Here is a 25,967-nt window from a genome sequence, read left to right on the forward strand (position 1 = left end):
TATTTTCGACGCTCGCGAAAGCGTTGCAGTCATATGGAGAATTTTATCGTTTCAGCCCGTAAATACCGTCCACAGAACTTTTCAACAGTTGTAGGACAAGCACATATTACCACCACGCTCAAGAATGCTATTCGCAACAATCAGCTGGCGCATGCTTTTCTTTTCTGCGGACCACGCGGAGTAGGGAAGACTACCTGTGCCCGTATCCTGGCTAAAACCATTAACTGCGAAAACCTGCAGCCCGATGGAGAAGCCTGTAATGAGTGTCATTCCTGTAAATCCTTTAATGAAGGCAGTTCTTTCAACATTCATGAGCTGGATGCCGCGTCCAACAACTCGGTAGACGATATCCGGACGCTGGTAGAGCAAGTACGTTTTTCGCCACAGGCCGGTAAATACAAGATCTATATCATAGATGAGGTGCACATGCTGAGTTCCTCCGCCTTCAACGCGTTTCTGAAAACGCTGGAAGAGCCGCCTTCCTATGCGATCTTTATCCTGGCCACTACAGAGAAACATAAAATATTACCGACCATCCTGAGCCGGTGTCAGATATTTGACTTCAAACGCATTACCATACAGGATACCGTAGATCACCTGAAAGAGATCTGTGAGAAAGAGCATATCCAGGCAGACGGCGACGCCCTGCACCTGGTAGCCCAGAAAACGGATGGCTGTATGCGTGATTCGTTGAGTACCCTGGACAAAATTGTGAGTTTTACCAGCGGGCATCTGACCTACCAGAATACCCTCGAGCACCTGAACATCCTGGATTACGATTATTTTTTCCGGATTATGGACACGGTATTACAGCAGGATGTAGCCAATGCGCTGTTGATATTTGATGAAATTTTACAGAAAGGGTTTGAAGGAGACAACTTCCTGAACGGCTGGGCCGAATTCCTGCGCAACCTGTTGCTTAGTAAAGAGGAGAAAGCATTTCACCTGGTAGAAGTGTCCGGCAACCTGAAAGACCGTTATAAACAGTTATCCGGCAAAATCAGTCCGGCTTACCTGATCACCGCCCTGCATTTGCTCAACGATACCGAGATCAACTACCGGTTGGCCCGTAACAAGCGTTTGCATGTGGAAATGGCCCTCATCAAGCTTTGTTATCTGCAGCAGGCCGTTAGCCTGGTGAGCGATGACAATAACGGGGAGGTTTCAAAAAAAAAATTAGTAGCTGACGGTACGCCGCCACAGCGTTTAAGAGCGCCGGGCGCACAACCCGCAGTCGCCAAACCTGCTACCAGTGCGAGTATTGCGGCACAATCGCCCGAAACAGCCCGGCTAACCGTAGATAGCACGCCTGCAGCAGCAGCTACCGGAGGCCACCAGGTAGCGGAGCCTGTTACCGCATATAATACGGGGAACGGCGCCAGTCAGGCTACCGGTACACCAGCAGCGACTGTTAATTCGGGCACCACTGGCCAGCCAGCGGCCCGCAGCACTGCGGGTACGCCCACTGCTCCGGCAGTTGGGCAACAAAGCCAGGCCCAGCCTGCCACCGCAACCGCCGCTCAGAGCCAGCCTGCTGCTACAGCGCCTGTAGGGACTGCTGCCGCCGGAGCTACCCGCACCGCCGCACCAGCAGCCGGCAAGCTGACAGGACTGGCCGCCATGAAAGAAGCGCTGGCCGCCAAACAGCAGACCACTGCGCAAGTACAGAGCATTCCTTTGACAGCCGGCGCCCTGGAGGTTCATTGGGAGGAGTTTATAGACCGGTTCCGGCAGGCCAATAAGATGACGGTAGTGAGTAACCTGCAACTGGCCGTGTTGAAGTTGCTGGGCGCCAATGAAATTGGCATTGTGAGCCGTAACATTGTGCAACAGCGGTTTATGGAAGAGGAGAAAATGGCCATTTCAGAGTTTTTCAAGCAAAAATTCAACAATTCCACCCTTATCCTTACGCTTCAGCTCGATGAAAGTCAGCAGACACAGGACCTGGGGCCCGCACCGCTTTCCAGCAGGGAGCAATTCCAGCATATGGCCGAACAGTATCCGCTGGTTAAGGAGTTAAAAGACCGGTTGAATATGGAGCTGGATTTTTAGATTGATTTCACTTATTATATATTAACGATCATTAGACATTTTTAAACCGTTTGGCATTCCTTCTTTGCGTTTTTGCGCAAAAACATGTAGGTTTGAGCAAAATTTTTAATAAACACTATGGCAGAAGTTATCAGAATGCCCCTCCTGAGTGATACGATGACGGAAGGGGTGATTGCGGAATGGCATAAAAAGGTGGGCGATCAAGTAAAAGCAGACGATATTATTGCTGAAGTGGAGACGGACAAGGCGACCATGGAAGTAATGGGTTACGTAGAGGGAACCTTACTGTACGTTGGTGTGGAAAAAGGAAAAGCAGCGAAGGTAAATGAAATTATAGCCATTGTGGGTAAACCGGGCGAAGATTACAAACCTTTGCTGGAAGGTAATTCCGGCGCTACAGCTGCAGCACCAGCCCAATCGGCCGCTGCACCGGCACCACAAGCTGCACCGGCAACTGCCGCGCCTGCCGCTGATGATGCTGCATTAAAAGAAGCACTAAAAAACGCGACTGTTATCCGTATGCCGCTGTTGAGCGATACGATGACAGAAGGAAAAATAATTGCCTGGAATAAAAAAGTAGGCGACGTAGTAAAAAGCGACGATGTACTGGCAGAAGTAGAAACCGACAAAGCAACCATGGAAGTGGTGGGTTATGCGGACGGAACACTGCTGTATGTTGGCGTGAAAGAAGGAGATGCTGCCAAAGTAAACGGTATCATTGCCATCGTAGGTAAACCGGGTACCAATGTAGATGTGATCCTGGCTGCCGAAAACGCACCTGCCGCCCAGGCTGCTCCTGCAATGGCTGCGGCTCCTGCTGCTACCAGCGCTGCTGCTTCCGGTGAAGCGCCGGCTACCACCACTACCAGTGCCGATGGCCGTGTGAAAGCCTCTCCGCTGGCCCGCAAACTGGCTGCTGAAAAAGGTATCGATATCAACCAGGTTGCCGGTTCCGGTGACAATGGCCGTATCGTTAAAAAAGATGTGGACAACTTCGTACCGGCTGCTGCTCCTGCTGCTAAAGCCAGCGCTGCTGCTCCATCTGCACCTGCCTTTGTACCTGCCGGTCAGGAAGGTTTCACTGACACGCCGCTCTCTCAGATGCGTAAAGTGATCGCCAAACGCCTGAGCGAAAGTAAATTTACCGCACCTCACTTCTACCTGAAGATTGATGTGAATATGGATAAAGCCATGGATGCCCGTAAAGCTATCAACGAGGTATCTCCGGTGAAAATCTCCTTCAATGACATGGTGATCAAGGCCTGTGCCCTGTCACTGCGCCAGCATCCGGATGTAAACGCCAGCTGGATGGGAGACTTTATCCGTCATAACCAACATGTACATATCGGTTCCGCCGTAGCTATCGAAGACGGTCTGATTGTACCGGTCATCCGTTTTGCAGACCAGAAAACACTGAGCCAGATTGCCGGTGAAGCCAAAGGTTTGTATGACAAAGCCAAAAACAAAAAACTGCAACCACAGGATTTCAGTGGTAATACCTTCACTGTTTCCAACCTGGGTATGCTGGGCATCGACGAGTTCACCGCTATTATCAATCCGCCGGATTCCGCTATCCTCGCAGTAGGTGGCATCAAAGAAACCGCGATCGTTGAAAAAGGCCAGGTGAAAATCGCCAATATCATGAAACTGACCCTGAGCTGTGACCACAGAAGCGTGGATGGAGCTGTAGGCGCCCGTTTCCTGGCTACCCTGAAAGGCTACCTGGAAAACCCGGTAACCATGCTGGTGTAACATCTGATACAAGATATATAGAAAAGGGCCGCCCGAAAGGGTCGGCCCTTTTTGTTTTTGGATGGTGGTGTCCTATGCCGCCACGGGAGATGAGGAGGGCGATTACGTGTCCCCACGCAATGACCTGCCTTAATTTTCTTTCATAAACTTTTGAAAGTTCAAAAACTTGGTGTATTTTTGAGTTTAACAAATCAGTACCTACATGAACTTAGTGGATGCAAAAGCGCAGTTTATTCAAACCTGGGGGTCTTTAGGAGCACAATGGGGCATTAACCGCACCATGGCTCAGATCCATGCGTTGTTGCTGGTGATGCCTGACCCGTTGAGCGCAGACGATATTATGGCTGAGTTGAATATCTCCCGGGGTAATACCAATATGAACGTACGGGAGCTGATCAACTGGGGCCTGGTAGAACGGGTACTTATTCCGGGTGAGCGGAAAGAATTTTTCATTGCAGAAAAAGACATCTGGAAAGTAGCGACCTATATAGCCCGCGAACGTAAGAAACGGGAGCTGGACCCCATTATGAAAGTGCTGTTACAGCTGCAGCAGGCCGAAGGTGATCCCAAAGACAGGGAGCTGAAAGCCTTTAAAGACTCTATTGCCAACATCAATAAGTTTGCCCAGCAAACTGATAGAACGATCAGCGCCTTCATTAAATCGGAGGAAAACTGGTTTTACAGCAGCCTGCTTAAGCTGATTAAGTAGGCTAAATTTTTTTGTGCATACATTTCAATATTTACTGAAAGTTCTGAACAATAAAAATAAAAAACATGAAAAACAAGCGCATCATTATTGCCGGGGGAACAGGATTTATCGGGCATGGCCTTGTGGAATATTTTGGCGCAGACAATGACATTGTGATACTGACCCGCAGGCAGCAACCAGCGAAGGGACGGGTACAATACATCGTCTGGGACGGCCGTACCCGCGGCAATTGGACAACCGCCCTGGAAGGAGCTGACTTACTCATTAATCTGACTGGTAAAAGTGTGAACTGCCGGTATAACGAGCAGAATAAGCAGGAGATATTTGACAGCCGCACCGACGCGACCCGTATCCTGGGCGCGGTGGTACAAACCCTGGAAAAACCGCCACGGCTCTGGATTAACGCCGCCAGCGCCACCATCTACCGGCATGCAGAAGACCGTCCCATGGACGAATTCAACGGGGAGATGGTCAATGATTTTTCCGTACAGGTTTGCAAACGCTGGGAAGCCACTTTCAACGAAATAACGCTGCCGCATACACGTAAAGCCATTCTTCGTATAGGCGTTACCTTGGGATGGCAGCCGGGCGGCGTGATGCATCCCTACCTGAACCTCGTGAAATTCGGGTTGGGCGGGCAGCAGGGCAATGGCCGGCAGATGTTTACCTGGGTGCACATCAGCGACGTATGCAGCATGATGGCCTGGTTATATGAACAGGAAAACGCCAGCGGCGTTTATAACTGCACCTCCCCTCATCCCGTACCCAATAAAACATTTATGCGGCAGTTGCGTAAAACAGCGGGGCACGTGTTTGGTTTACCGGCGCCCGCCCCGTTGCTGAGCATTGGCGCTGCACTGATAGGCACTGAAACGGAGTTACTGCTGAAAAGCAGGTGGGTATTGCCCACCCGCGCGCTGCAGGAAGGCTTTGTATTTCAATATCCTACATTGGAAACAGCCTTCCCCGACATCCTGGCGCATATGCCCCGAAGCGCTTACCACTTGTTCTGAAATTCGTATCTTAGGTAGATGGAAACCAACAACGATAAGAAACTGACCGTAGTCCTGGGGGCGTCGCCTAATCCGGAGCGATATAGCTTCCTGGCCGTGAACAAATTGACTGCCCACGGGCATCCGGTGGTAGCAATCGGGAAGAGAGCTGCCACTATCGGAGCCATACCGGTTATTACAGAACACCCGCCACTGGAACATGTAGACACCGTGACATTGTACATGAACCCAATATTACAACGGGAGTATTATGACTATATACTGCAACTCAAGCCCCGGCGTATTGTTTTTAATCCGGGTACGGAGAATCCGGAGCTGGCGAACCTGGCGCGGGAAAACAATATCCTGCCGCAGGAAGCCTGCACCCTTGTGTTATTGAGCACCGGGCAGTATTAATCAGACAATACACATCTCCCTAAAAAATTTTATGAGAAGCTGTTAGCTTTTAACTGGCAGCTTTTCGTATATTCGATAAATATATATTAGCCGTTTAACCCCCAATGGACTGATTCCATCTTGTTGACCCAAATAGCTTGGCATTACTTCATTTCGGCTGGCAATATCCAATCTGACGCAGTTGCATTTTCACCCTTTAATATACATTTTATGCAATGGAGAAGATTTAATGGAGAGGTTATCCACCTTCCGATCAAGGAAGAAGTACGGCAGGCCATTATCCGGGAAAGCGCCCGGGGCTATCGCCTGAAAGTGTGCATAGGCACTGATTCCCAGGTAAAAGGACTGGATACAGAATTTGCTACAGTGATCGTATTCCTCCGGGAAGGTCATGGCGGATTTATGTTTATCCACAATGAAAAAACCAAGGACTGCTATTCCATCAAGGAACGTATGCTGGTGGAAGTGGCCAAAAGTATTGAGATCGCGTATGAGTTGTGCGACCTGTTTACGGAATATGATGTAGACATGGAAGTACACGCAGACATCAATACCAATCCGCAGTTTAAAAGTAACCTGGCACTGCGGGAAGCCATGGGCTATATCCTTGGTATGGGCTTCGCTTTTAAAGCCAAGCCGGAGGCCTTCGCCAGCAGTAGCTGCGCCAATAAAATCGTTAATTAAGCAAGGCCTGTACCTGTAAGTAAGTTTGTACCTTCCTCAGATTTTTGACGTGTATTGCACGTCGGGTGATTTTCTCCCCCTAATCCGCCCGTTTTTCTCCCTTGTTTATCATCCTTCAGCGCATAAAAAAAGCCTAACGTTATGGCATAAACGTCAGGCTGGGATACTGTATTTATTTTTTTGATCAGGCGATAGCCCTGAACTGTGCGTTCAGTTCCTCGATATAGCCCAGGATGGCATCACGGCCTGTTTTTTTCACGGTAGAAGTGACAAAATGCGGAGGCAGGAACTCCCAGGTTTCCCGCATTTTTGCCAGGAATGCTTTTACGTTGCGGCTCACTTCCGCCTGCGTGCTTTTATCCGCCTTGGTGAATACCAGGCTGAAAGGCACATTCCACTCGCCCAACTGATTAACAAAATCAATATCGAGTTTCTGAGGGCTATGACGGCTGTCAATCAGAACGAAGATCGTGACCAGGTTAGTGCGTTTCCGCAGGTAATCCTCGATCATTTTTTCCCACTGTTTGCGCTGGGACATACTTCTTTTAGCGAAGCCATATCCCGGCAAATCGACCAGGTACCACTCTTTATTGACCTGAAAATGGTTGATCATCACCGTTTTCCCGGGTGTACCGGATGTTTTCGCCAGCTTTTCATTGTTGGCCAGTATGTTGATCAGGGAAGACTTTCCCACGTTGGACCGGCCGATGAAAGCATATTCCGGCATATTTGGCGTGGGGCATTTCTCCCAATCGGGGCTGCTGATCAGATATTCTGCAGATTTAATAATCATGATGGTAATACGTTGTTCATTAAAAATCCCGTTTCTTCCTGTTTGCATTCCTTCAGATGACTTAACTTTGCGGCCATGTCAGCGAATACCAATGTTCAGAAGATCGTTCCCTTTGAAGGGTCAAAATTAAGCAAGAAGGAGCAGATAGCCTCCATGTTTGATGATATTGCTTACCGATATGACTTCCTTAACCATTTTATGTCGCTGGGCATTGATGTGATCTGGCGCCGGAAAGCCCTGAAATACCTGAAAAGTCTGCAACCTAAAAAAATGCTGGACGTAGCCACCGGCACCGGTGATTTTGCCGTCATGGCCGAAAAAAGGCTGCATCCGGAGAGCATTACCGGCATCGATATCTCCGAGGGGATGTTGTCCCATGGGCGGGAAAAAATCAAAAAACTGGGGCTGGAACATAAAATCAGCCTGCAACTGGGCGATAGTGAGACAATAAGTTTCGCGGACGAGACGTTTGATGCCATAACAGTAGCCTTTGGCGTCCGGAATTTTGAAAACCTGGAAAAAGGGTTGGCCGAAATGCGCCGGGTGCTGAAACCAGGCGGAAAACTGGTGATTCTCGAATTTTCGAACCCGACAGTTTTTCCCATTAAACAATTATATAATTCGTATTTTCGATTAATCGTTCCGCTGATCGGGAAATTTGTGGCGAAAAGTAAAGCAGCCTATAGTTATCTGCCAGAATCTGTGAAAGCGTTCCCTCAGGGCGAAGAAATGCGAACCATATTACTTAACACAGGATTCCCGGCCGTTACATGCAAAACGCTCACTTTCGGCATATGTTCTATCTACTGCGCTACGCGCTGATATCCCTGTTGACGTTGTTTGTGCTGCCGGCAACAGCACAAACCAACCTGAATATGATAGACCATGATGCAAAACCCTATTATTTCGGCATCACACTGGCCGCCAACCAGTCGTTTTTCAAGCTCAGCCATTCTACCGCCTTCCTGGCCACCGATTCTGTGATGATCGCAGAGCCGCTGAAAACAATGGGTTTTAACCTGGGTTTGCTGGCCAATGCCCGCCTGTCGGAGCATTTTGACCTTCGATTCAACCCCCAGCTGCTTTTTGCATCCAAGAACCTGTATTACCGCGATACCTATCCCAAACCGGAGAATACCGAAAAAAAGATAGAATCCATCCTGCTTTCCTTTCCTTTACAGCTGAAATTTAAATCAGACCGTATTGGTAACATGCGGGTATATGTGATCGGCGGTCTCAAATACGATTACGACCTCGCTTCCAACGCCCGTGCCCGCAGGGCGGAGAACCTGATCAAAATACAGAAAAGCGATTACGGTTATGAAGCCGGCGCTGGCTTTGAATTTTATTTCGAGAGCTTTATTTTCTCTCCTGAATTTAAAATCAGCAATGGTTTTGGCAATGTACTGGTAAAAGATCCCAACCTGCGTTATGCCAATGTGATCGATAAACTACAGTCCAGGATGATTGTCTTCTCCATCCACCTGGAAGGATAAACATTTCTCCTTCATTGGGACTATCTTTGTAACCATGCAACAATATCTCATCAGGAATATCGCTGTGGTCAATGAAGGCAAGACCACCGTACAGGACGTATGGATTAAAGACGGCCGCATCGCTAAAATGGGTCCGAACCTCACTGTGAGCGGCAATTACGAAGAAATCAACGGTGAAGGCAAATACCTCCTGCCCGGTGTCATCGACGACCAGGTGCATTTCCGGGAACCGGGGCTTACCGAAAAAGCCACCATCTATACCGAGGCCCGCGCTGCCGTAGCCGGCGGCACCACCAGCTTCATGGAGATGCCCAATACCAAGCCTGCCGCCCTTACACAGGAACTGCTGGAAGATAAATACGACATCGGCCGTCAGCATTCCCTGGCCAACTACTCCTTCTTCATGGGCGTATCCAACGATAACACCGAAGAAGTACTGAAAACCAACGCTAAAAAAGACCGTGTTTGCGGTGTAAAAATATTCATGGGATCATCCACCGGTAATATGCTGGTAGATAATTTCCTGACACTGGAAAAAATATTCTCCGAAACCGAACTGTTGATCGCCACCCACTGCGAAGATGAGAAGATCATCCGCGCCAATATGGAAACCTTTAAGCAGGAAAAAGGCGATCATCTCACCGCAGCGGACCATCCACTGATCCGCAATGTGGAAGCCTGTTTCGAGTCGTCCTGGACTGCCGTGCAGTTTGCTAAAAAACACGATGCCCGGCTGCATATCCTGCACATCTCTACCGCCAAGGAATTACAACTGTTCACCAACATGATGCCCCTGGCGCAAAAACGCATCACCGCCGAAGTATGTGTGCATCACCTGCACTTTACTTCCGATGATTATGCACTGTACAGTAACCTGATCAAATGTAATCCCGCCATCAAAGCGCCGGAGAACAAAGCCGCACTGTGGCAGGGCCTCCTGGATGACCGACTGGACATCATTGCCACCGATCATGCGCCGCATACCTGGACAGAAAAACAGCAGCCTTATATGCAGGCCCCGTCCGGCGTACCGCTGGTACAACACAGCCTGTTGCTGATGCTGGAGTACGTAAAAAAAGGAGCACTCAGCATAGAAAAAGTAGCAGAGAAAATGAGCCATGCGCCCGCTATCTGCTTCCGTATTAAAGAAAGAGGTTTCCTGCGGGAAGGCTATTATGCCGACTGTGTGATTGTGGATATGCAGGACAAAACACCTGTTGCCAAAGAAAATATCTACTATAAATGCGGCTGGAGCCCGTTTGAAGGCCATACCTTCCCTGCTGCCATCACGCATACCTTTGTAAGTGGTCACCTTGCTTACGCCAATGGCCAGTTCAACGAATCACAGAAAGGCCAACGCCTTCTTTTTGAGATTTAATTATTTAGATATTTATGTCAAGGATGCCTGGCTTATCTTTTGATGTCTTGCATCCTTGGGGTAAATATTTAAATCTCTCAATAGCTAAATTTTTAAACTGGTATGGAAAATCCTGATGATTGCATCTTCCCCTATATATTAACCAAAATAATATTGCATGCAGCTGGACAAAACTTCCTATTATGACCTTTCCATCTTCAACCGGGACGAAGAGTATTCTTTATTTCACCGGTTGGATTTTACGACCACTGCAGGCGGAAGAGATTATCTGCGCCAGCTTTTCAGCACGCCTTTACAGGACATTCACGCGATCCAGCAACGGCAGAAAGCCCTGCAATATATACTGGAGCTGGAAGACAGCTGGCCTTCCATTATCTCCAATGGAACGATAGTGGTGGTGGAAAATTACATGGAAGCGCAGATAGAACCCATTTCCAACACAGAAGGAATAGCCTTGCGACTGCAGGCTATTATCAACAAAACACTGTATGCACCTGACTTTGGCTACATCAAATTTTCATTTACCCAGCTGGTGAACCTGCTGCGAGGCTTCCGCACCTTTGTAGATGTATTTAATTCCGATCATGCCCCCAAAATATTGAAAGTACTGCTTGACAGGGCCCAACACCTGTTGCACAAAAAGGAGTTCAGCGATATACTGGAAATAGATGCCGCCGGTAAAATGAACTATGTGGAGATTCTGCGGTATGATAATTATATCCGCAGAAGACACAAAAAAGTGGTAGAAGAACTGGTGGTCCTTTATCATCAACTGGATGCCTTCTATGCCATGGCTAAAGCTATGAAACACTACCAGCTGCAGTTTCCTGTCATTACCGATAGCAAGCGGCCCGCTATTAAAGCTCAGCAGCTATATCATATCATCCTGCAGGAGCCGGTAGCCTATGATGTAACACTCGATGAGAACAATCACTTTATGTTCCTCACCGGCGCCAACATGGCCGGTAAAACCACCTTCATCAGAGCCGTTGGTATCGCTGTATTTATGGCACATATAGGCATGGGCGTGCCCGCGAAAAAGATGGAGATGAGTTTCTTCCATGGTATTGTCAGCAATATCCAGGTACAGGACAATATCTTCAAAGGAGAAAGTTATTTCTACAGCGAAGTACAGCGTATTAAAAATACCATCATACAAATCAATAATGGTCAAAACTGGCTGGTATTGATTGACGAGATGTTTAAAGGCACCAACGTAGAAGACGCCAAAAACTGTTCCCTGGCGGTTATCCGGGGACTGCTGCGTAGTTCCAACTGCCTTTTTATTCTATCTACCCACTTGTATGAAGTAGCAGAAGAACTACGCCAGGAGTCCAGTATTCTGTTTAAGTATTTTGAATCAGAAGTAATAGAGGATGACCTGCATTTTACCTATCTGTTGAAAGATGGTATTGCCAAAGAGAAAATAGGATACCTGATTCTCAAGCGGGAAAAGGTGTTAGACCTGCTGAATCAGATACACTAACGGTGACGCATATACCCAGGGCTACGCATATACTTTGGGGGAAATAGAATTTGCAATTTTCAGTGGCATTTCAATCATCATATTTTTCCAGGGAGTATAAGGCAACACTTTCCAGAATTGTTGACTCATCCACTGTTTAAAGCGCGTACCCGGCACAAACCAATCTACTCCTGTAGCGAGGCCCTGACAGCGCTTTACAAAAGGCCGCATGATTCTTTCATAATTCTCAAAAGCAATGGCGTAATTGCCGTTCGCTTCATGCAGTTCACCAGCCAGTACATAAGCGCCTAAAAACGCCATGCTCGTACCCATACCAGCCATCGGTGACGCGCAGTGCGCCGCATCTCCCACGAGGGCTACCCGTCCATTGGACCAGCGGTCCATCTTAATCTGGCTGATAGAATCGAAATAAAAATCGGGTGCGGTATCCATAAATTCCAGTAGTTGTGGTACCTGCCAGCGCTCCCGTTCAAACCTTTTCCGGATGATCATTTTTTGTTGTTCCTCATCCCGGTAATCATATCGTAAGAGATCTGAGGTAAAATAAAAAGAAGCCCTGGCCTCTTTACCTTCATTGGCGCCAAAGATGCCCACCCTTTTGCCTAGTGAGCCATAGTATAGTCCATCCATACCCAGCTGCATGAAGTTCGGTATGGTAAAAACGGAAATGTATAGTCCCAGATGAGACAGGAATTTATTTTCCTCTCCAAAGGCGACTGCACGTACTTTAGAGTGTATTCCATCAGCTCCGAAGACAAGGTCATATCGTGCCGGCCGGCCATTGCGGAATGTAACATTTATCCCTGTTTCATCCTGTGACAATGCTGTAATAGAATCATTAAAAATATAATTGATCTTATGTTGGGTCGCTTCAAACAACACCTTCGCCAAATCTCCGCGAAGAATTTCCAGTTCCCCGCTGGTAAAGCCATCCGGGAAACGGGCGATAGTGCGGTTGTTGGCATCCACCATCCTTATTTTGCCAGCCCTGGTTTCAAAGCGGCGGAGTTCATCCATTAATCCCATTTGTTCGATGACGGGTATTACCGCTCCGCGGAAATCTACCGCATATCCACCTGGCCTGATAGCCGGTGCATGTTCCACGATAGTAACATCGAAACCGAATTTGTGCAGCCAGAAGGCCAGCGCCGGGCCAGCGATGCTGGCGCCTGATATCAATACAGTAGTAGTTTTCATGCTGTAAAAGTATTAGCCTTTGTTACTCCCGGCAACGGATTTAAGGCTAAACCAACCCGGGAAACCGGTAAACACCCCGAATGTGCCGGTAGAAGTCTTTTTCTTATATTAGTAGCTGTTAACCCAACGCCATATGATTGTTAAAACCTTCGGCAGCGCCATTTACGGCGTAGATGCCATTACCATTACCATAGAAGTGAATGTATCATCCCAGGGGACCCGTTTTTACATGGTGGGGCTGCCGGATAGCGCCGTCAAAGAAAGTGAGCGCCGGATTGAGTCGGCCATCAGTCACCTGGGGTTCCGGATGCCACGTACCCGGACGGTGGTGAACATGGCACCTGCCGCCATCCGCAAGGCTGGCGCAGCTTATGACTTACCCATTGCCATTGGTATACTGGGCGCATCCGGGAAGATACCCGCCGACAGTTTTGACCGCTACCTGTTGATGGGAGAATTGTCGCTCGACGGCAGTCTGCTGCCCATACGCGGCGCTTTGTCCATAGCCATACAGGCACAGCAGGAAGGTTTCCGGGGATTTATACTACCCACGGTCAATGCTCACGAAGCCGCCATGGTAGCTCCGCTGGAAGTGTATGGCGTTACTCACTTATCAGAAGTGTTGCAGTTTTTCCATCAGCCGGAGAGCCTGACGCCCATTGCATCAACGCCTCCCACGCAGCTGCAAGGCAATTTTGACCTGGATTTCAGCGATGTAAAAGGGCAGTATAATATCAAACGGGCACTGGAAATAGCCGCTGCCGGCGGGCACAACGCCATCCTGATAGGACCGCCGGGAGCCGGTAAAACCATGCTGGCCCAACGATTTCCCACGATACTGCCGCCGTTGACGTTAGCAGAAGCGCTGGAGACCACCAAAATCTATTCCGTGGCCGGTAAGCTGCCACAGCATGCCTCGCTGGTACTGAAGCGGCCTTTCCGGTCTCCTCATCATACTATCAGCGATACCGCGCTGGTAGGCGGTGGCAGTTATCCGCAACCGGGAGAGATTTCCCTGGCGCACAACGGGGTTTTATTTCTTGATGAGCTGCCGGAATTCAAACGACAGGTGCTGGAGGTGATGCGGCAGCCGCTGGAAGAACGCAGGGTGACTATCTCCCGGGCCCGTTCTGCGGTTGACTTCCCCGCCGGGTTTATGTTGCTCGCTTCCATGAACCCCTGCCCTTGCGGCTATTTTAACCATCCGGACAAGGATTGTTCCTGCACGCCAGCGATGGTGCAAAAGTACCTCAACCGCGTATCCGGTCCGCTGCTGGACCGTATAGACCTGCACGTAGAAGTAACGCCCGTATCCTTCAGTGATTTGACCGGCAACCGGGAAGAAGAAAAAAGTACGTATATCCGTGAACGCGTGATGGCAGCAAGAGCTATACAAGCCGAACGATATGCAGCATTACCGGGGATTTATTGCAATGCACAGGTGGGTAGTCAGCAGCTGAAGCGGTATTGCAGTCTTAATGACAACTGCCGGCAGTTGCTGAAAAATGCGATTCAGCAATTAAAACTATCGGCCCGTGCGTACGACCGTATACTGAAGGTGAGCCGTACCATTGCCGATCTGGCGCAGTGCCAAAGCATAGAAGTGGCGCATATGGCGGAAGCTATCCAGTACAGAAGCCTTGACAGAGAAGGGTGGATGTAGATCAATTACGAATTGATTACAGTTCGTTGGTTTATACTACTTCCTCCTTCTGGTAGTCATCGCTTAGTTTTTTCTGGATTTCCGGTGGAACGGGCGCGTATTCCGCAAACTCGGCGTGGAATTTAGCCTTGCCTTGCGTAACGTTTCGCAGCGCGGCAAACAGCTTATCCAGCTCAGCTTGCGGCGTGCGGGCCTTGATCACCTGGTATCCATTCAGTGTATCCATGCCCGTTATCACGCTTCTGCGGCTTTGCAGTTCGCTCATGATATCGCCCATCATGGTATCGGGGGCCGTAGCTTCCACATCGAACACCGGTTCGAGCAGCTGCGGCGCCGCCTGGTGGAAAGCTTCGCGGAAAGCCATCATACCGGCTATTTTAAAAGAGATATCATTACTGTCTACCGGGTGCATTTTTCCATCGTATATACTTACCCGTATGTCGCGGACATAAGATCCGGTGAGTGGTCCCTCCTGCATTTTTTCCATCACCCCTTTTAGGATGGACGGGAGAAAGCGGTTATCGATAGCGCCGCCTACGATGCAGTTATTAAACACCAGTTTACCGCCCCATTGCAGTGGCACTTCCTCCGTTTCGCGGACGGAGTATTCCTTCAGGGGAGGCATCCCTTCATACCAGGGTTCAATTTTCATATATACTTCCCCGAACTGGCCTGCGCCGCCGGATTGTTTTTTATGGCGATAGGAAGCCAGGGCAGGTTTACGGATCGTTTCCCGGTAAGGGATTTTAGCCGAATGGTAGGCCACCTGCATTTTGTAGATATTTTCCAGGCGCCATTTGGTGACCAGCAGGTGAAGATCGCCCTGGCCGTGGAGGATGACCTGTTTCAGTTCCCGGTTAAACTCCACCAGCAGCGTAGGGTCTTCCATATGCAGCTCCGCCAGCACTTCACTGAGTTTTTCATCATCACCTTTGTTGGTAGCTTCTATGGCAACGCGGACTTTAGGGGAGGGGAACTGTATAGGGGCTATGTTGATGGGTTTATTTTTTTCGGAGAGGGAGTGGTTGGTGAAGGTATTTTTCAGTTTGATTGTACAGCCAATATCGCCGGCTTTGAGACTGTCTACGTTATTGCGGTTTTTCCCGTCGGCGATGAATAACTGGCTGATGCGTTCGGATGTGCTGGCTTCCTCATTGACCAGCTCCATACCTGGTTTTATTTCGCCGGACATCACCTTAAAGAAAGATAATCGTCCGATGTGCGGCTCCTGCAGTGTTTTGAATATAAACAGGCAGGGAGGGCCGGCGGGGTCGCAGGGAACTTCCCTGCCATCGGTAGTCATTTCCGGGGGCATTTCGCCTGCGGCGGGGGCTACGTTGTCGATAAAGCCCATGAGGCGGCCACTGCCCATATCGTTTTTTGCCGACAGGCAGAAGACCGGGAAAACCTGGTGTTTGAGCATACCTATTTTGATACCCTGGCGCAGTTCATCTTCATCGAGGCTGCCTTTTTCAAAGTATTGTTCCATGAGGGTATCATCGTTTTCCGCCGCTTTTTCCACCAGCTCGTTGTGGAGGGTGTTGGCCCTTTCTATTTCGCTGTCGGGGATGGGTAGTTTTTCCGGTTTACCGCCGTTTTCCGGGAAGCGGTAGAGGGTCATTTTCAGGAGATCGATGATAGCGTTGAAACCGGGGCCCTGGTTGACCGGGTACTGCATAATGGTGACAGCATTACCGAGGATACGGGTAGCTTCCTCCACCGTTTTGTTGAAATTGGCTTGTTCCGTATCCAGCTGGTTGACAGCGAGGATAGTGGGTTTACGGTATTTGTCCACGTAATCCCAGATCAGTTCCGTGCCTACCTCTACGCCGTATTGGGCATTGAGCAGCAATACCGCCGTATCGCATACGCGGATAGCGGCAATTACTTCACCAATAAAGTCTTCCAGGCCAGGTGTGTCTATGATGTTGATTTTGTAGTCTTTCCATTCGGAGTGCATGGTGGTGGCATAGACAGAGTTACCGCGTTCGTGCTCTATATCGTGGTAATCTGAGATGGTATTTTTTTCTTCTACTGTTCCGCGCTTGCTGATGATACCGGCTTCAAACAGCATTGTTTCGGAGAGGGTGGTTTTGCCGCTTTTGGGGGCGCCCAACAGTACGATGTTTTTGACATGTTTTTCATCATACGTCTTCATATGTGGAGATTTAATCAGGTAATCGATTATCACCGTTGCCAAACAAAGAGCTACTACTATTAAGTTACTGATTTTTGGCCAAAAAATGACCTTTTGATTACCTGTAATATGTTGCAACATGCAGTAACTTTGTGCACCTGATAAAGAACGTATTATGAAACTATTGCTGCATTATCTGAAGAAATATAAATGGCTCGTAGTATTGGCTATGGCGCTGGCGAGTATTAACCAGCTTTTTTCCCTGTTGGACCCGATGATATTCGGGTGGATTATTGACCGTTTTGCGTCCCATCCGCATAGTAGCGTAAAAGGGGCGCAGGTTTTCCGGCCCGAGGGGCAATATCTGGCCGGCGTATTATGGTTGATTGCCGCCGCCGTGGGCGTGGCGATGGTCTCCAGGATCGCCAAGGCTTTCCAGGATTATTTTGTGAATGTAATTGTCCAGAAGTTTGGCGCCCAGGTATATACCGACGGGCTGAAACACTCCCTGCGTCTGCCTTACCAGCAGTTTGAAGATCAGCGTAGCGGTGAAACGCTGGCCATCTTACAAAAAGTAAGAACAGACTGTGAGAAGTTTATCACCTCTTTTGTGAACGTATTGTTTGTATCCATGATCGGGGTGGTGTTTGTGATGGTATATGCCGCCATGGTACACTGGACACTTCCTTTTGTGTATCTGATCGGTTGTGTGCTGCTCGCCGTATTGATGAGCTTATTAAGCCGCAAAATCAAGGTGATACAGAAAACCATTGTAAAAGAGACCACCGCACTGGCCGGTTCCACCACCGAATCGCTGCGTAATATTGAGCTGGTAAAGAGCCTGGGGCTTACCCAACAGGAGATCCGGCGGCTGAACAGCACCACCATCAAGATATTGATGCTGGAGTTGAAGAAAGTACGCAGCATCCGCAGTATCAGTTTCGTACAGGGCACCTTTGTGAACCTGATGCGACAGAGCATCCTGTTTTTGCTGTTGTTTTACATTTACCGGGATTATGTATCTATCGGCCAGCTGATGACATTGCAATTGTATTCCTTCTTCATTTTCGGCCCATTGCAGGAGTTGGGTAATATCATCCTGAATTACAGGGAGGCCCAGGTATCGCTGCTGAATTTCGAGAGTATTTTGAATACCCCGGTAGAAGAGACCCCTGCCCATCCGGTGAAGATCAATCATATTGACGAACTGACCTTCCGCCAGGTAGGGTTTAAGCACCTGACAGCCGCCACCAAGGCGTTGGACAAGGTGAATTTCTCCGTAGAAGTAGGGGAAACGATTGCCTTTGTAGGGCCATCCGGCTCCGGTAAGACTACGCTGGTGAAGCTGCTGGTAGGGCTCTACAAGCCCAATGAAGGACATATTCTTTACAACGGCGTAGATGCCAATGAAGCAGATATGGACGACCTGCGGCACCAGGTAGGCTTTGTAACCCAGGACACCCAGCTGTTTGCCGGTACTATCCGGGAGAACCTGTTGTTTGTGAATCCGGGCGCTTCCGATGCAGAAGTCATGGAAGCATTGAACAAAGCGGCGTGTTATTCACTGCTGGCGAGGGCCGACAAAGGACTGGAAACCGTTATTGGCGAAGGGGGCATTAAAATCTCCGGAGGGGAAAAACAGCGGTTATCCATTGCCAGGGCATTGCTGCGTAAGCCCCGTTTGCTGGTATTTGACGAGGCTACATCCGCGCTGGATTCCATTACCGAAGAGGAGATCACCAAAACGGTGCGGCAGGTAACCGCCAGCAAGCAGCATATTACCGTGATGATTGCCCACCGGTTGAGCACCATTATGCATGCCGACCGTATTTACGTGCTGGAAAAAGGGCATATTGTAGAAACAGGAAGGCATGAAGAGCTGCTGGCAGAGAAGGGTTTATACTATGCCATGTGGCGTCAGCAGATAGGCGAGCGCAAGCTTGAGACCGTCTAGTGAATTAAAAAACTTATTTTTGCATTGAATCAGCGCAAAAATTATGGAACACAAACGCCCGAACTATTTCGTCAGCCTGTTAACGATGAAATGTCCCAAATGCCGGAGAGGAGATATGTTTAGAGACAAAAATCCTTTTCATCTTAAGTTTTCGAAGATCTTCAACATGTACGATAATTGTCCGGTATGCGGTCAGAAGTACGAGTTAGAGACAGGCTTCTGGTTTGGGACAGGCTATGTGAGTTATGCACTATCGGTGGCGTTTAGTGTGTTTAACCTGATCTGGTATGCCCTATTTTTCGGCATTACATGGAGGGATAACAGTATTTTTATCTGGCTGGGCGTGAACGGCGTATTGCTGGTACTCATACAACCCTGGCTGATGCGAATTTCCCGGGTGATTTACCTGTATTTCTTTGTGTATTACGACGATAGTACCGCCGGGCTAAAAGCACCTGAGCAACCACATCATCACTAGACAAAAAAATTATAAAAAAATATGGGGCTGTGAAAACAGCCCCTTTCTTTTTCAACCAAAATCTGAACCAATGGTGGTCAGAAAATCTTTACCAGCAAAAACCAAATAGTAAAAAAATAACCAGAGGGAAAACTGCTTAGCCTACAAGGCGGGAGATCACTCACACATCTAAAAAAGCAAGGCGAATCTACAAAATCCGATAACATAAATGCCAGAATTTTATATAAATGGTAAATCTTCTGCGATGAACCGAAAAAAAACGTCGCTGAAAATGATCTGTAAAGAGAATATTTGTAACTTCAGTATGAACAGGAATGATTTATTGTTTTCATGATCAGAACTGTTTGTGCAGCTGCCTCATTTCTTTCGGAAAATCCTATCAACCCCGCTACCAGTCTTCATCTTATATACTTGTTGTTTATTCACCAATAAATCAGCATTTATATGTCTTTTAAAGCAACCCTGTTACTGGAAGGATCAAGTATGAATGTGCTGGAATGTCATTTTACCTTTTCACAGGCAACGGACGAAACCGGCAAACCTTCCCACCGGCCCCGAGGGGGCATTATCCGTATTGTTATCGAGTCCGATGGTAACAGCCAGTTATTTGACTGGATGATTGCCAATACCGGGACTAAAAGCGGCACGATTACTTTTTGGCGACGGGATGTCCTGTCGCGGATGAAAGAGTTACGGTTTACCGATGCTTATTGTGTCCGGTATGGCGAACATTTTGATGCCACCGGTCATCATCCCATGCAGATAAGGTTAAAATTATCCGCGCGGGAACTGGCTTTAAACCAAAGCGTTTACCATAATCCATGGCCGCTTTCCTGATTCGTATATACATTACTGTTAACCCAAAAAATGATTGTTTATGCCCTTAAACACGATCACCCGCATCACCATAGATGGAAAAACGTTTCCTCATTTTCAGGCGCTGCAATTACAACAGCGGATAGACGGACATCATACTTTTGAGATACATATTGACCCGGGATGGCTGAGCATTTTATGGCCGGATATTTCCGGCAACGGGCAGGATTTACTGGGAAAAGAAGTATGGGTACAAATAGCAGCCGCCGCGCCTTCACGGACAGGCATCCTGCACTTTAAAGGATTGGTGACCGCCATTCATACCGGTAAAAAAGGGGACGCTACACAGGGCTTTTGTATTGTGAAAGGAACCGATCCTGGTATTGTGCTGGATGGAGAACCACAGTTACGGGTATATGAAGCCCAGACACTGGCACATATTGCCCGGCATTGCCTGAAAGCCGCAGCCGCCCATGCCGATATAAAGATAGCTCCCGGCAATACCGCGACGCATGCCTACCTTGTCCAGTACCGCGAAAGCAACTTTGCATTTTTGCAGCGGCTGGCGGCGCGTTTCGGTGAATGGTGCTTTTATAATGGCCAGCAATTGATTTTTGGGGCCTATGCCCCTGCTAAAATCATCCTGTCGCATCCGGGAGAGCTGGTATATTTCGATATACAACTGCAACTAACATCCGGTAACCGGCGCTTCACCTGCTATGATTATCAGGCAGGAACCGCTGTCAGCAGCGACGCCTCCACAACAGGCATAACGGGAACAGGGCCACTTGCGGCGAGCACCCGGCGAGCCAGCCGTGAACTATATCAGGAGGAGGGTTATGACAAAACTTCTTCACAACAGCTGGCCGGTATTGCCTTACAGGCGCAACTACATGAAAAACGACAACTGGCAGCCTCCGTGCAACTTACCGGCAGAAGTGAAAACCCCGGCATCCGTATCGGGGATATCATTGAAGCCGCCGCCTCCCTTTCTTCCCCAGACCTGGAAGGCACCTTTACCGTTACGCACATTGACCATTATTGCCAGGGAGACGGCGCTTACTATAATCAATTCATCTGCACACCCACCGACTGTTGCATACCATCGGGGCATACCGGCGCCATGCCCCGCTGTGAGGCACAGAGCGCCATCGTTACCGATAACCACGACCCCGAAGGCATGGGCCGTATCCGGATACGGTATCACTGGCAGCAACAGGGTAGCTCGCCGTGGATACGCCTGATAGCCCCGCATGGCGGCGCCGGTAAAGGATTTCATTTCATGCCGGAGAAAGGTGAAGAAGTATGGATTGATTTTGAAGGCGATAATCCGGAGATGCCTTTTGCCGTAGGCACCGCTTATAACGGTAAAGCCAGTACGAAATTCAGCGATGCCGGTAATAACCTGAAAATTATTAAAACACGCAGCGGTCATACTATTCAACTGGATGACAGCAGTGGTGCAGAACAACTACAGATTCATGACCGCAACGGCAACATGATCCGGCTGGACACCCATCGCGGAAACATTACCATTGCTTCTCCCGGACAACTACATCTTAAAGCTCATCATATCAGCATAGAAGCGACCGATCAACTGGATATGCAGGCAGGCGGCAATCTCACACAGGGAGCCGGAGAAAATATCAGTCAATATGCCGGCAGTCATACCACGGTATTGGCGAACCACATTATCCAGCAGGCGCAGGAGAGCTTTACCCGCAGCTCGCGCAAGCTGGAAGAACAAGCCGAAAACATGCTGCTCAACAGCATCAAGGAAGACCTGACGTTGATGTCGTCCGGCAGCATCGTTCTTAACAGTGTTGAAAAAATAAAACTGTCCTGATATGATACATCCTTGTAGCCCAGCCAGATACCTGGTATGTGAAGGCGCTCTTTGCAGCTGCGATAAGACCGCGGCCCCCACTGCAATGAAGGTGGTGTCTCATCACCGGTTTTATATTCACAGCAGCAGCGGTATGGACCGCCCGGTCGTCACCAATCATGATAATGATCAACGTGCGCTGCATTTCAGCAGCTGCCTGGCCAGCGGCAAACCCGAACCATGCATACCGCAGCTGCTATGGCAAATACCCGGCGATCAGCAACGGATCATCCTGGCCAACGGCGCCTGTCCGCTACCAGACAACGCTACCGCCCAATGCCTCTCCAGAGGCGGCCGGATACATTTCCTAACGCACGGACAATTGCCCGGTGGCAATGCCGATTCACCCGGAATATATAGTCCCGATAATCAGCCGCCGGCGGACCGCTCAGCGATTAACTTTCCGGAAAACACACCGCACCTGGTTAGCATTACAGGACCTGAAAAAATACGGCAACTACGCCATGCCTCCTGGGAGGCTGTATTTGACCGGCCACCAGACAAAAGTGATGTCGACCTGATATACTGGTCGCTGCAAAATGATCAGGGTACTGAAGTAGCTGCGTGTTCAGGTGATGATACCTTCCATCATCGTTTCATGGATGATGGACAATATACGCTGCGCATTTTCGGCGGAGAAGATGCGACGATCATGTTATCCCTGAAGATACAGGTAACGCCTACCGGTATTATCTGCTCACAACGCCACGCCAGGCCAGGTCAGCGAATCAGCTTCACCGTAGCAGATGCTGAACCCGCCGATATTTTTACCTGGGAAGAAATCGATGAAGAAGGCAATCATCATCCTCTTTCGGAGGCCGGTTCACATATACAGCATACGTTTGAACAACCCGGCCGTTATGTAATCCGGGCTACCAATGCCAAACAGGCATGGCAACAGTCTGTTACCATCTCCCGGAACCAGGTATGCAGTATCAGCCCCGACCGCACGCCTGTTAACGGTAACATTACCACTTTCAGTATCACGACTACCTTTCCCGATCTTAACGAACGGGAACAATTTAAATTACACTGGAAACTCACAGGCCCTGAAAGCAGCCACTGCATCGGAGAAACAACCTTCCGGCACCTGTTCACCCACTGCGGACATTATACCTTGTACGCCTACCTCTACAACATACAACAGGAAGGCATACTGCATTTTGAAGTGAAAAATGCAGCTGTCATTACCGCCCGATGGACGACCCCTAATGGGGTGGTTATCCGTCAGGCTGGCTATGACCAGGATGTGTGTATGTACTTTGAACATGCCGGTCTCGAAGAAAAGAAGGTGCAGCTGGAAATATACGCCCGGCAGGCATTTCACAAAACGCTGATACAGTTGCTGCCACAGCAATCTGTTACTCAAACAAAAGTATTCCGGCCACTGTCTGTTAACAGTTTGCGGCAACAACTCCGGCCAGGGTGGAACAACCAGCAAATAGCTATTTCCTTTCGTATCAAACCGGTGGACAATATGCCGCTCGAACAGCAGGACAGTCCGCAGCTACTGTTGCATTATCAACCACGCATTGTGGAGATTTACTTTACCGATCATCAGGATCAACGGAGATATTTCAATACTGATCATCATCAGAAAATAGCGGTCAAAGTACATGCCGCCAACCTTACCAACCAACGGCTACAGATCACGCTACTGCGCCGCCGTGGCTCCCCTCCGCTGTTACATCCGCTGACACCTTATCCGAATTCCGAAATACATCCGCTACTGGAAAAAGATATTGTCATCAGCAGGCATGAGGCTATCGTGGACAAAGCAGGCACCATACTGCAACCTATTTCACTGGAATCCTTATCAGAGATCAGCCTGGTATATGCGTTGATAGAATTACCGGGATATAACACCGTATATTCACGACAGTTATTCGTATATCCCGGCCAGCAACTTCAGCTCCCGGCCTCTTTTAAAGTACGCTCCAGCACGATAATAGAACGGGTTTCCGTTTCAGAAGATCCGCCCGCGTGTCAGTCATTGGTATGGGGCAGCAAAGTGAGTTGCGCCTTCCGGAAAAAAGTGATCGACATCGCAAAACGGCTACAGGCAGATCCCAACCACCTGATGACATGTATGGCGTTTGAAACAGGGGGTTCGTTTTTACCACATTTGCTGAGTGGATATAAAGCGAAGAATACACCAGCAGTGGAAGAATTGACGGAAGGATTGTTGGAGCGGCATGCGGTGGGGTTGGTGCAGTTTACGCAGACGGGGATTGATCAGATGAACGACCTATGGAATCTGGGAGCTACTAAAAAGAAATTAGCTTGTATGTCGGCGATTGAGCAGTTGGAATATGTTTATCACTATCTACGAGAATTCAAAGGAAGACTTAATTCACTTCAGGATTTTTATATGACTATACTAAAACCGGAAGGAGTGGGAAAAGATGACGAATATATAGTATTCAGTAGAGAACTAGATGTAAGAATAAGGAAACAATGGTACGCTAAAAACCGAGGGCTTGATACAAACAATGACGACAAAATTACTAAAAAAGAGGTTAGTATAATCATACACAAGAAGTATGCTGAGGGATTAAACTATAAAAACGGATGCGCTTTAGACTGTCCTTTTTCGTCTTCAAATTTCCCCTCTCAAAATTCCAAATGGCATCATCCCACAGACAACTTGCAACTCAGAGGATGGTATGATAGCTGGGATCCCCGTAGGAGTAGATATGGTATGATTGAAGGAAGAAAAAGCGGGAAACATCAAGGGTTAGATTTTTACGCTCCAGTGGGCACACCCGTATATGCATGTGTTGAGGGGACTATAGTATCATCTTATTACTCCTATTCTTATGGAAATGTAGTAGTACTAAATGGGACTTACGAAAACAATAGTTACTATTTTTTTTATGCTCATCTACAAACCAAATCATTGATGGAAGTTGGAAGCACTGTAAATATGGGAACAATTATCGGACATACAGGAAAGACGGGAAACGCAGCCGGAATGAGACAGGATCAAGAGCACCTTCATTTCGAAATACGCACCGAAGATCCTGTAGGCCGAGGATTTGAAGGGCGGTTAAATCCACTGGAAGTCATCAGTGAGCTCAACAAAGATGAAATTATTAATCCCTCAAAAAATAATCAATATGCTAAATAAAAACATGCCCGCTCTGGCCTTGGTTATTTTAAAACTGGTTACCCAAGGGTGTAGTGAAACTTCAAGCGGAAAAGTTCTCCAACCATGGAGTGGGCATTATGAGCTCAGTGCTTCACGCGGAGAAACCATGAATGGGTTAGATGTCGCCACTCTTTATGAAATTGATATCGCAAATGATAGTTGTCTCTTCACTGCCGACGGTATACAGTATACATTTCACAACAAATGTACACTTCGAACCAATGGGGATACTCTTTTGGGATACTATTGTTATGACCTCGATGGAATAGATAGACACAGAGACAATAATGTTCCCCTCTTTAAAATTTTCAAAAAAGACACTAGCTATTATATTGTTTCATCTGCCATTCTTGAGGATAGGACACAAACCTATCTCTTAAAACATACCCCTGAAAGCGAAAAAATTCAATAGCTTTATATTCAAATTAACCTGTATTGTGAATAAAGCTATTATCCTTTTATCGTTTTCTATACTATCTCTGGCGGCATGTAATCAGGCTGACCAATCCGGTAACCGTGGCATAGGCGGTATTTTTTCGTCTCAAGCTGCCAAGCCGGTAGCGTTTAAGTTGCAGTCGGGGCATCCTGACAGCAGCCAGGCTTCTTTCGTGCTGTCAGGGATTACGGTATCTTTTGAACAGTCACCGGATGCGTTACAGACCATCAGTATCAGGAAAAACGAAAAACGGCTGATCAATTATATACGTGCCGTAGATACAGCGGAGAAGATGCTACCTACGCCGTATATGACGATCAATGGCAAAGACACCCTGATTACGTTTAACATCCTGGAAGATGCATTCCGTTTTAAGATAAAAGATAACAAGGCCACCTATACGAAAACAAGAGATACGACAGCAAGGCACTGGCCATCACCAAAAAGGCCGGCCACAACAGGCCAGCCTTCCTTGACTGAATAATCCGGAC

At 48.4% G+C, this 25,967-nt stretch carries 21 protein-coding genes; 18 read left to right on the forward strand and 3 right to left on the reverse strand.

Annotated elements, in window-relative coordinates:
- Positions 1 to 33 precede the first annotated feature (33 nt).
- From ICL07_RS10780 to ICL07_RS10805, 6 genes are all read left to right on the forward strand, one after another.
- On the forward strand, positions 34 to 2,052 hold the full coding sequence (locus ICL07_RS10780; RefSeq protein WP_188087908.1) for a DNA polymerase III subunit gamma/tau: 2,019 nt from the start codon (positions 34 to 36) through the stop codon (positions 2,050 to 2,052).
- Between the two features lie 117 nt (positions 2,053 to 2,169).
- On the forward strand, positions 2,170 to 3,804 hold the full coding sequence (locus tag ICL07_RS10785) for a pyruvate dehydrogenase complex dihydrolipoamide acetyltransferase (RefSeq protein ID WP_188087909.1): 1,635 nt from the start codon (positions 2,170 to 2,172) through the stop codon (positions 3,802 to 3,804).
- 202 nt (positions 3,805 to 4,006) lie between these two features.
- Positions 4,007 to 4,513 carry a GbsR/MarR family transcriptional regulator gene (locus tag ICL07_RS10790; RefSeq protein ID WP_188087910.1) on the forward strand — a complete coding sequence of 169 codons (507 nt, stop codon included), beginning with the start codon at positions 4,007 to 4,009 and terminating at the stop codon, positions 4,511 to 4,513.
- Between the two features lie 65 nt (positions 4,514 to 4,578).
- Complete coding sequence (locus ICL07_RS10795) at positions 4,579 to 5,526, forward strand: TIGR01777 family oxidoreductase (protein WP_188087911.1); 948 nt, start codon at positions 4,579 to 4,581, stop codon at positions 5,524 to 5,526.
- An 18-nt stretch (positions 5,527 to 5,544) separates the two neighbouring features.
- Entirely contained in the window at positions 5,545 to 5,922 is a 378-nt protein-coding gene (locus tag ICL07_RS10800; protein WP_188087912.1) for a CoA-binding protein, read from the forward strand.
- Positions 5,923 to 6,132: 210 nt separating this feature from the next.
- On the forward strand, positions 6,133 to 6,606 hold the full coding sequence (locus ICL07_RS10805; RefSeq protein ID WP_188087913.1) for a ribonuclease H-like YkuK family protein: 474 nt from the start codon (positions 6,133 to 6,135) through the stop codon (positions 6,604 to 6,606).
- Positions 6,607 to 6,790: 184 nt separating this feature from the next.
- Here ICL07_RS10805 and yihA read toward each other — a convergent pair whose 3' ends face one another.
- Entirely contained in the window at positions 6,791 to 7,447 is a 657-nt protein-coding gene (yihA, locus tag ICL07_RS10810) for a ribosome biogenesis GTP-binding protein YihA/YsxC (RefSeq protein WP_281389488.1), read from the reverse strand.
- 27 nt (positions 7,448 to 7,474) lie between these two features.
- On the opposite strand from yihA, the gene ubiE reads away from it, so the two are divergent.
- The 4 genes from ubiE to ICL07_RS10830 all read left to right on the forward strand — a co-directional run bounded on the left by ubiE (position 7,475) and on the right by ICL07_RS10830 (position 11,759).
- Positions 7,475 to 8,221, forward strand: a complete 747-nt coding sequence (gene ubiE / locus ICL07_RS10815; protein ID WP_188087914.1) for a bifunctional demethylmenaquinone methyltransferase/2-methoxy-6-polyprenyl-1,4-benzoquinol methylase UbiE — start codon at positions 7,475 to 7,477, stop codon at positions 8,219 to 8,221.
- Entirely contained in the window at positions 8,194 to 8,895 is a 702-nt protein-coding gene (porT, locus tag ICL07_RS10820; protein WP_188087915.1) for a type IX secretion/gliding motility protein PorT/SprT, read from the forward strand. Before ubiE ends, porT begins: the two co-directional genes overlap by 28 nt.
- A complete protein-coding gene (locus tag ICL07_RS10825) occupies positions 8,867 to 10,273 on the forward strand; it encodes a dihydroorotase (RefSeq protein ID WP_246485004.1) in 1,407 nt (468 codons plus the stop codon). Before porT ends, ICL07_RS10825 begins: the two co-directional genes overlap by 29 nt.
- 157 nt (positions 10,274 to 10,430) lie before the next feature.
- Positions 10,431 to 11,759, forward strand: coding sequence for a MutS-related protein (locus tag ICL07_RS10830; protein WP_188087916.1), 1,329 nt, complete (start codon positions 10,431 to 10,433; stop codon positions 11,757 to 11,759).
- 21 nt (positions 11,760 to 11,780) lie between these two features.
- On the opposite strand, the gene ICL07_RS10835 is transcribed toward ICL07_RS10830, so the two are convergent.
- Positions 11,781 to 12,956: an FAD-dependent monooxygenase gene (locus ICL07_RS10835; protein ID WP_188087917.1), complete on the reverse strand. Its 1,176-nt coding sequence runs from the start codon at positions 12,954 to 12,956 to the stop codon at positions 11,781 to 11,783.
- A 133-nt stretch (positions 12,957 to 13,089) separates the two neighbouring features.
- On the opposite strand from ICL07_RS10835, the gene ICL07_RS10840 reads away from it, so the two are divergent.
- Entirely contained in the window at positions 13,090 to 14,619 is a 1,530-nt protein-coding gene (locus tag ICL07_RS10840) for a YifB family Mg chelatase-like AAA ATPase (RefSeq protein ID WP_188087918.1), read from the forward strand.
- Positions 14,620 to 14,650: 31 nt separating this feature from the next.
- Here the strand turns inward: ICL07_RS10840 and ICL07_RS10845 are convergent, their stop codons facing one another.
- Complete coding sequence (locus ICL07_RS10845) at positions 14,651 to 16,777, reverse strand: elongation factor G (protein ID WP_188087919.1); 2,127 nt, start codon at positions 16,775 to 16,777, stop codon at positions 14,651 to 14,653.
- Between the two features lie 154 nt (positions 16,778 to 16,931).
- Here ICL07_RS10845 and ICL07_RS10850 point away from each other — a divergent pair, with 154 nt between their 5' ends.
- The 7 genes from ICL07_RS10850 to ICL07_RS10880 all read left to right on the forward strand — a co-directional run bounded on the left by ICL07_RS10850 (position 16,932) and on the right by ICL07_RS10880 (position 25,960).
- Positions 16,932 to 18,710: an ABC transporter ATP-binding protein gene (locus tag ICL07_RS10850; protein ID WP_188087920.1), complete on the forward strand. Its 1,779-nt coding sequence runs from the start codon at positions 16,932 to 16,934 to the stop codon at positions 18,708 to 18,710.
- Positions 18,711 to 18,825: 115 nt separating this feature from the next.
- Positions 18,826 to 19,188, forward strand: a complete 363-nt coding sequence (locus tag ICL07_RS10855; protein ID WP_281389573.1) for a DUF983 domain-containing protein — start codon at positions 18,826 to 18,828, stop codon at positions 19,186 to 19,188.
- A 444-nt stretch (positions 19,189 to 19,632) separates the two neighbouring features.
- The gene (tssD, locus tag ICL07_RS10860) at positions 19,633 to 20,025 is read left to right on the forward strand and encodes a type VI secretion system tube protein TssD (RefSeq protein WP_188087922.1); all 393 of its coding nucleotides are present in this window, start codon (positions 19,633 to 19,635) and stop codon (positions 20,023 to 20,025) included.
- Between the two features lie 40 nt (positions 20,026 to 20,065).
- On the forward strand, positions 20,066 to 21,850 hold the full coding sequence (locus ICL07_RS10865) for a type VI secretion system Vgr family protein (RefSeq protein ID WP_188087923.1): 1,785 nt from the start codon (positions 20,066 to 20,068) through the stop codon (positions 21,848 to 21,850).
- Position 21,851: 1 nt separating this feature from the next.
- Positions 21,852 to 25,019: a peptidoglycan DD-metalloendopeptidase family protein gene (locus tag ICL07_RS10870; protein ID WP_188087924.1), complete on the forward strand. Its 3,168-nt coding sequence runs from the start codon at positions 21,852 to 21,854 to the stop codon at positions 25,017 to 25,019.
- Positions 25,009 to 25,452: a DUF5991 domain-containing protein gene (locus tag ICL07_RS10875; protein WP_188087925.1), complete on the forward strand. Its 444-nt coding sequence runs from the start codon at positions 25,009 to 25,011 to the stop codon at positions 25,450 to 25,452. The genes ICL07_RS10870 and ICL07_RS10875 overlap by 11 nt, the downstream gene beginning before the upstream one ends.
- Positions 25,453 to 25,477: 25 nt before the next feature.
- Complete coding sequence (locus ICL07_RS10880) at positions 25,478 to 25,960, forward strand: hypothetical protein (RefSeq protein WP_188087926.1); 483 nt, start codon at positions 25,478 to 25,480, stop codon at positions 25,958 to 25,960.
- Positions 25,961 to 25,967: the final 7 nt, after the last annotated feature.

It is taken from the genome of Chitinophaga qingshengii, from assembly GCF_014529935.1.
Classification (GTDB): domain Bacteria; phylum Bacteroidota; class Bacteroidia; order Chitinophagales; family Chitinophagaceae; genus Chitinophaga; species Chitinophaga qingshengii.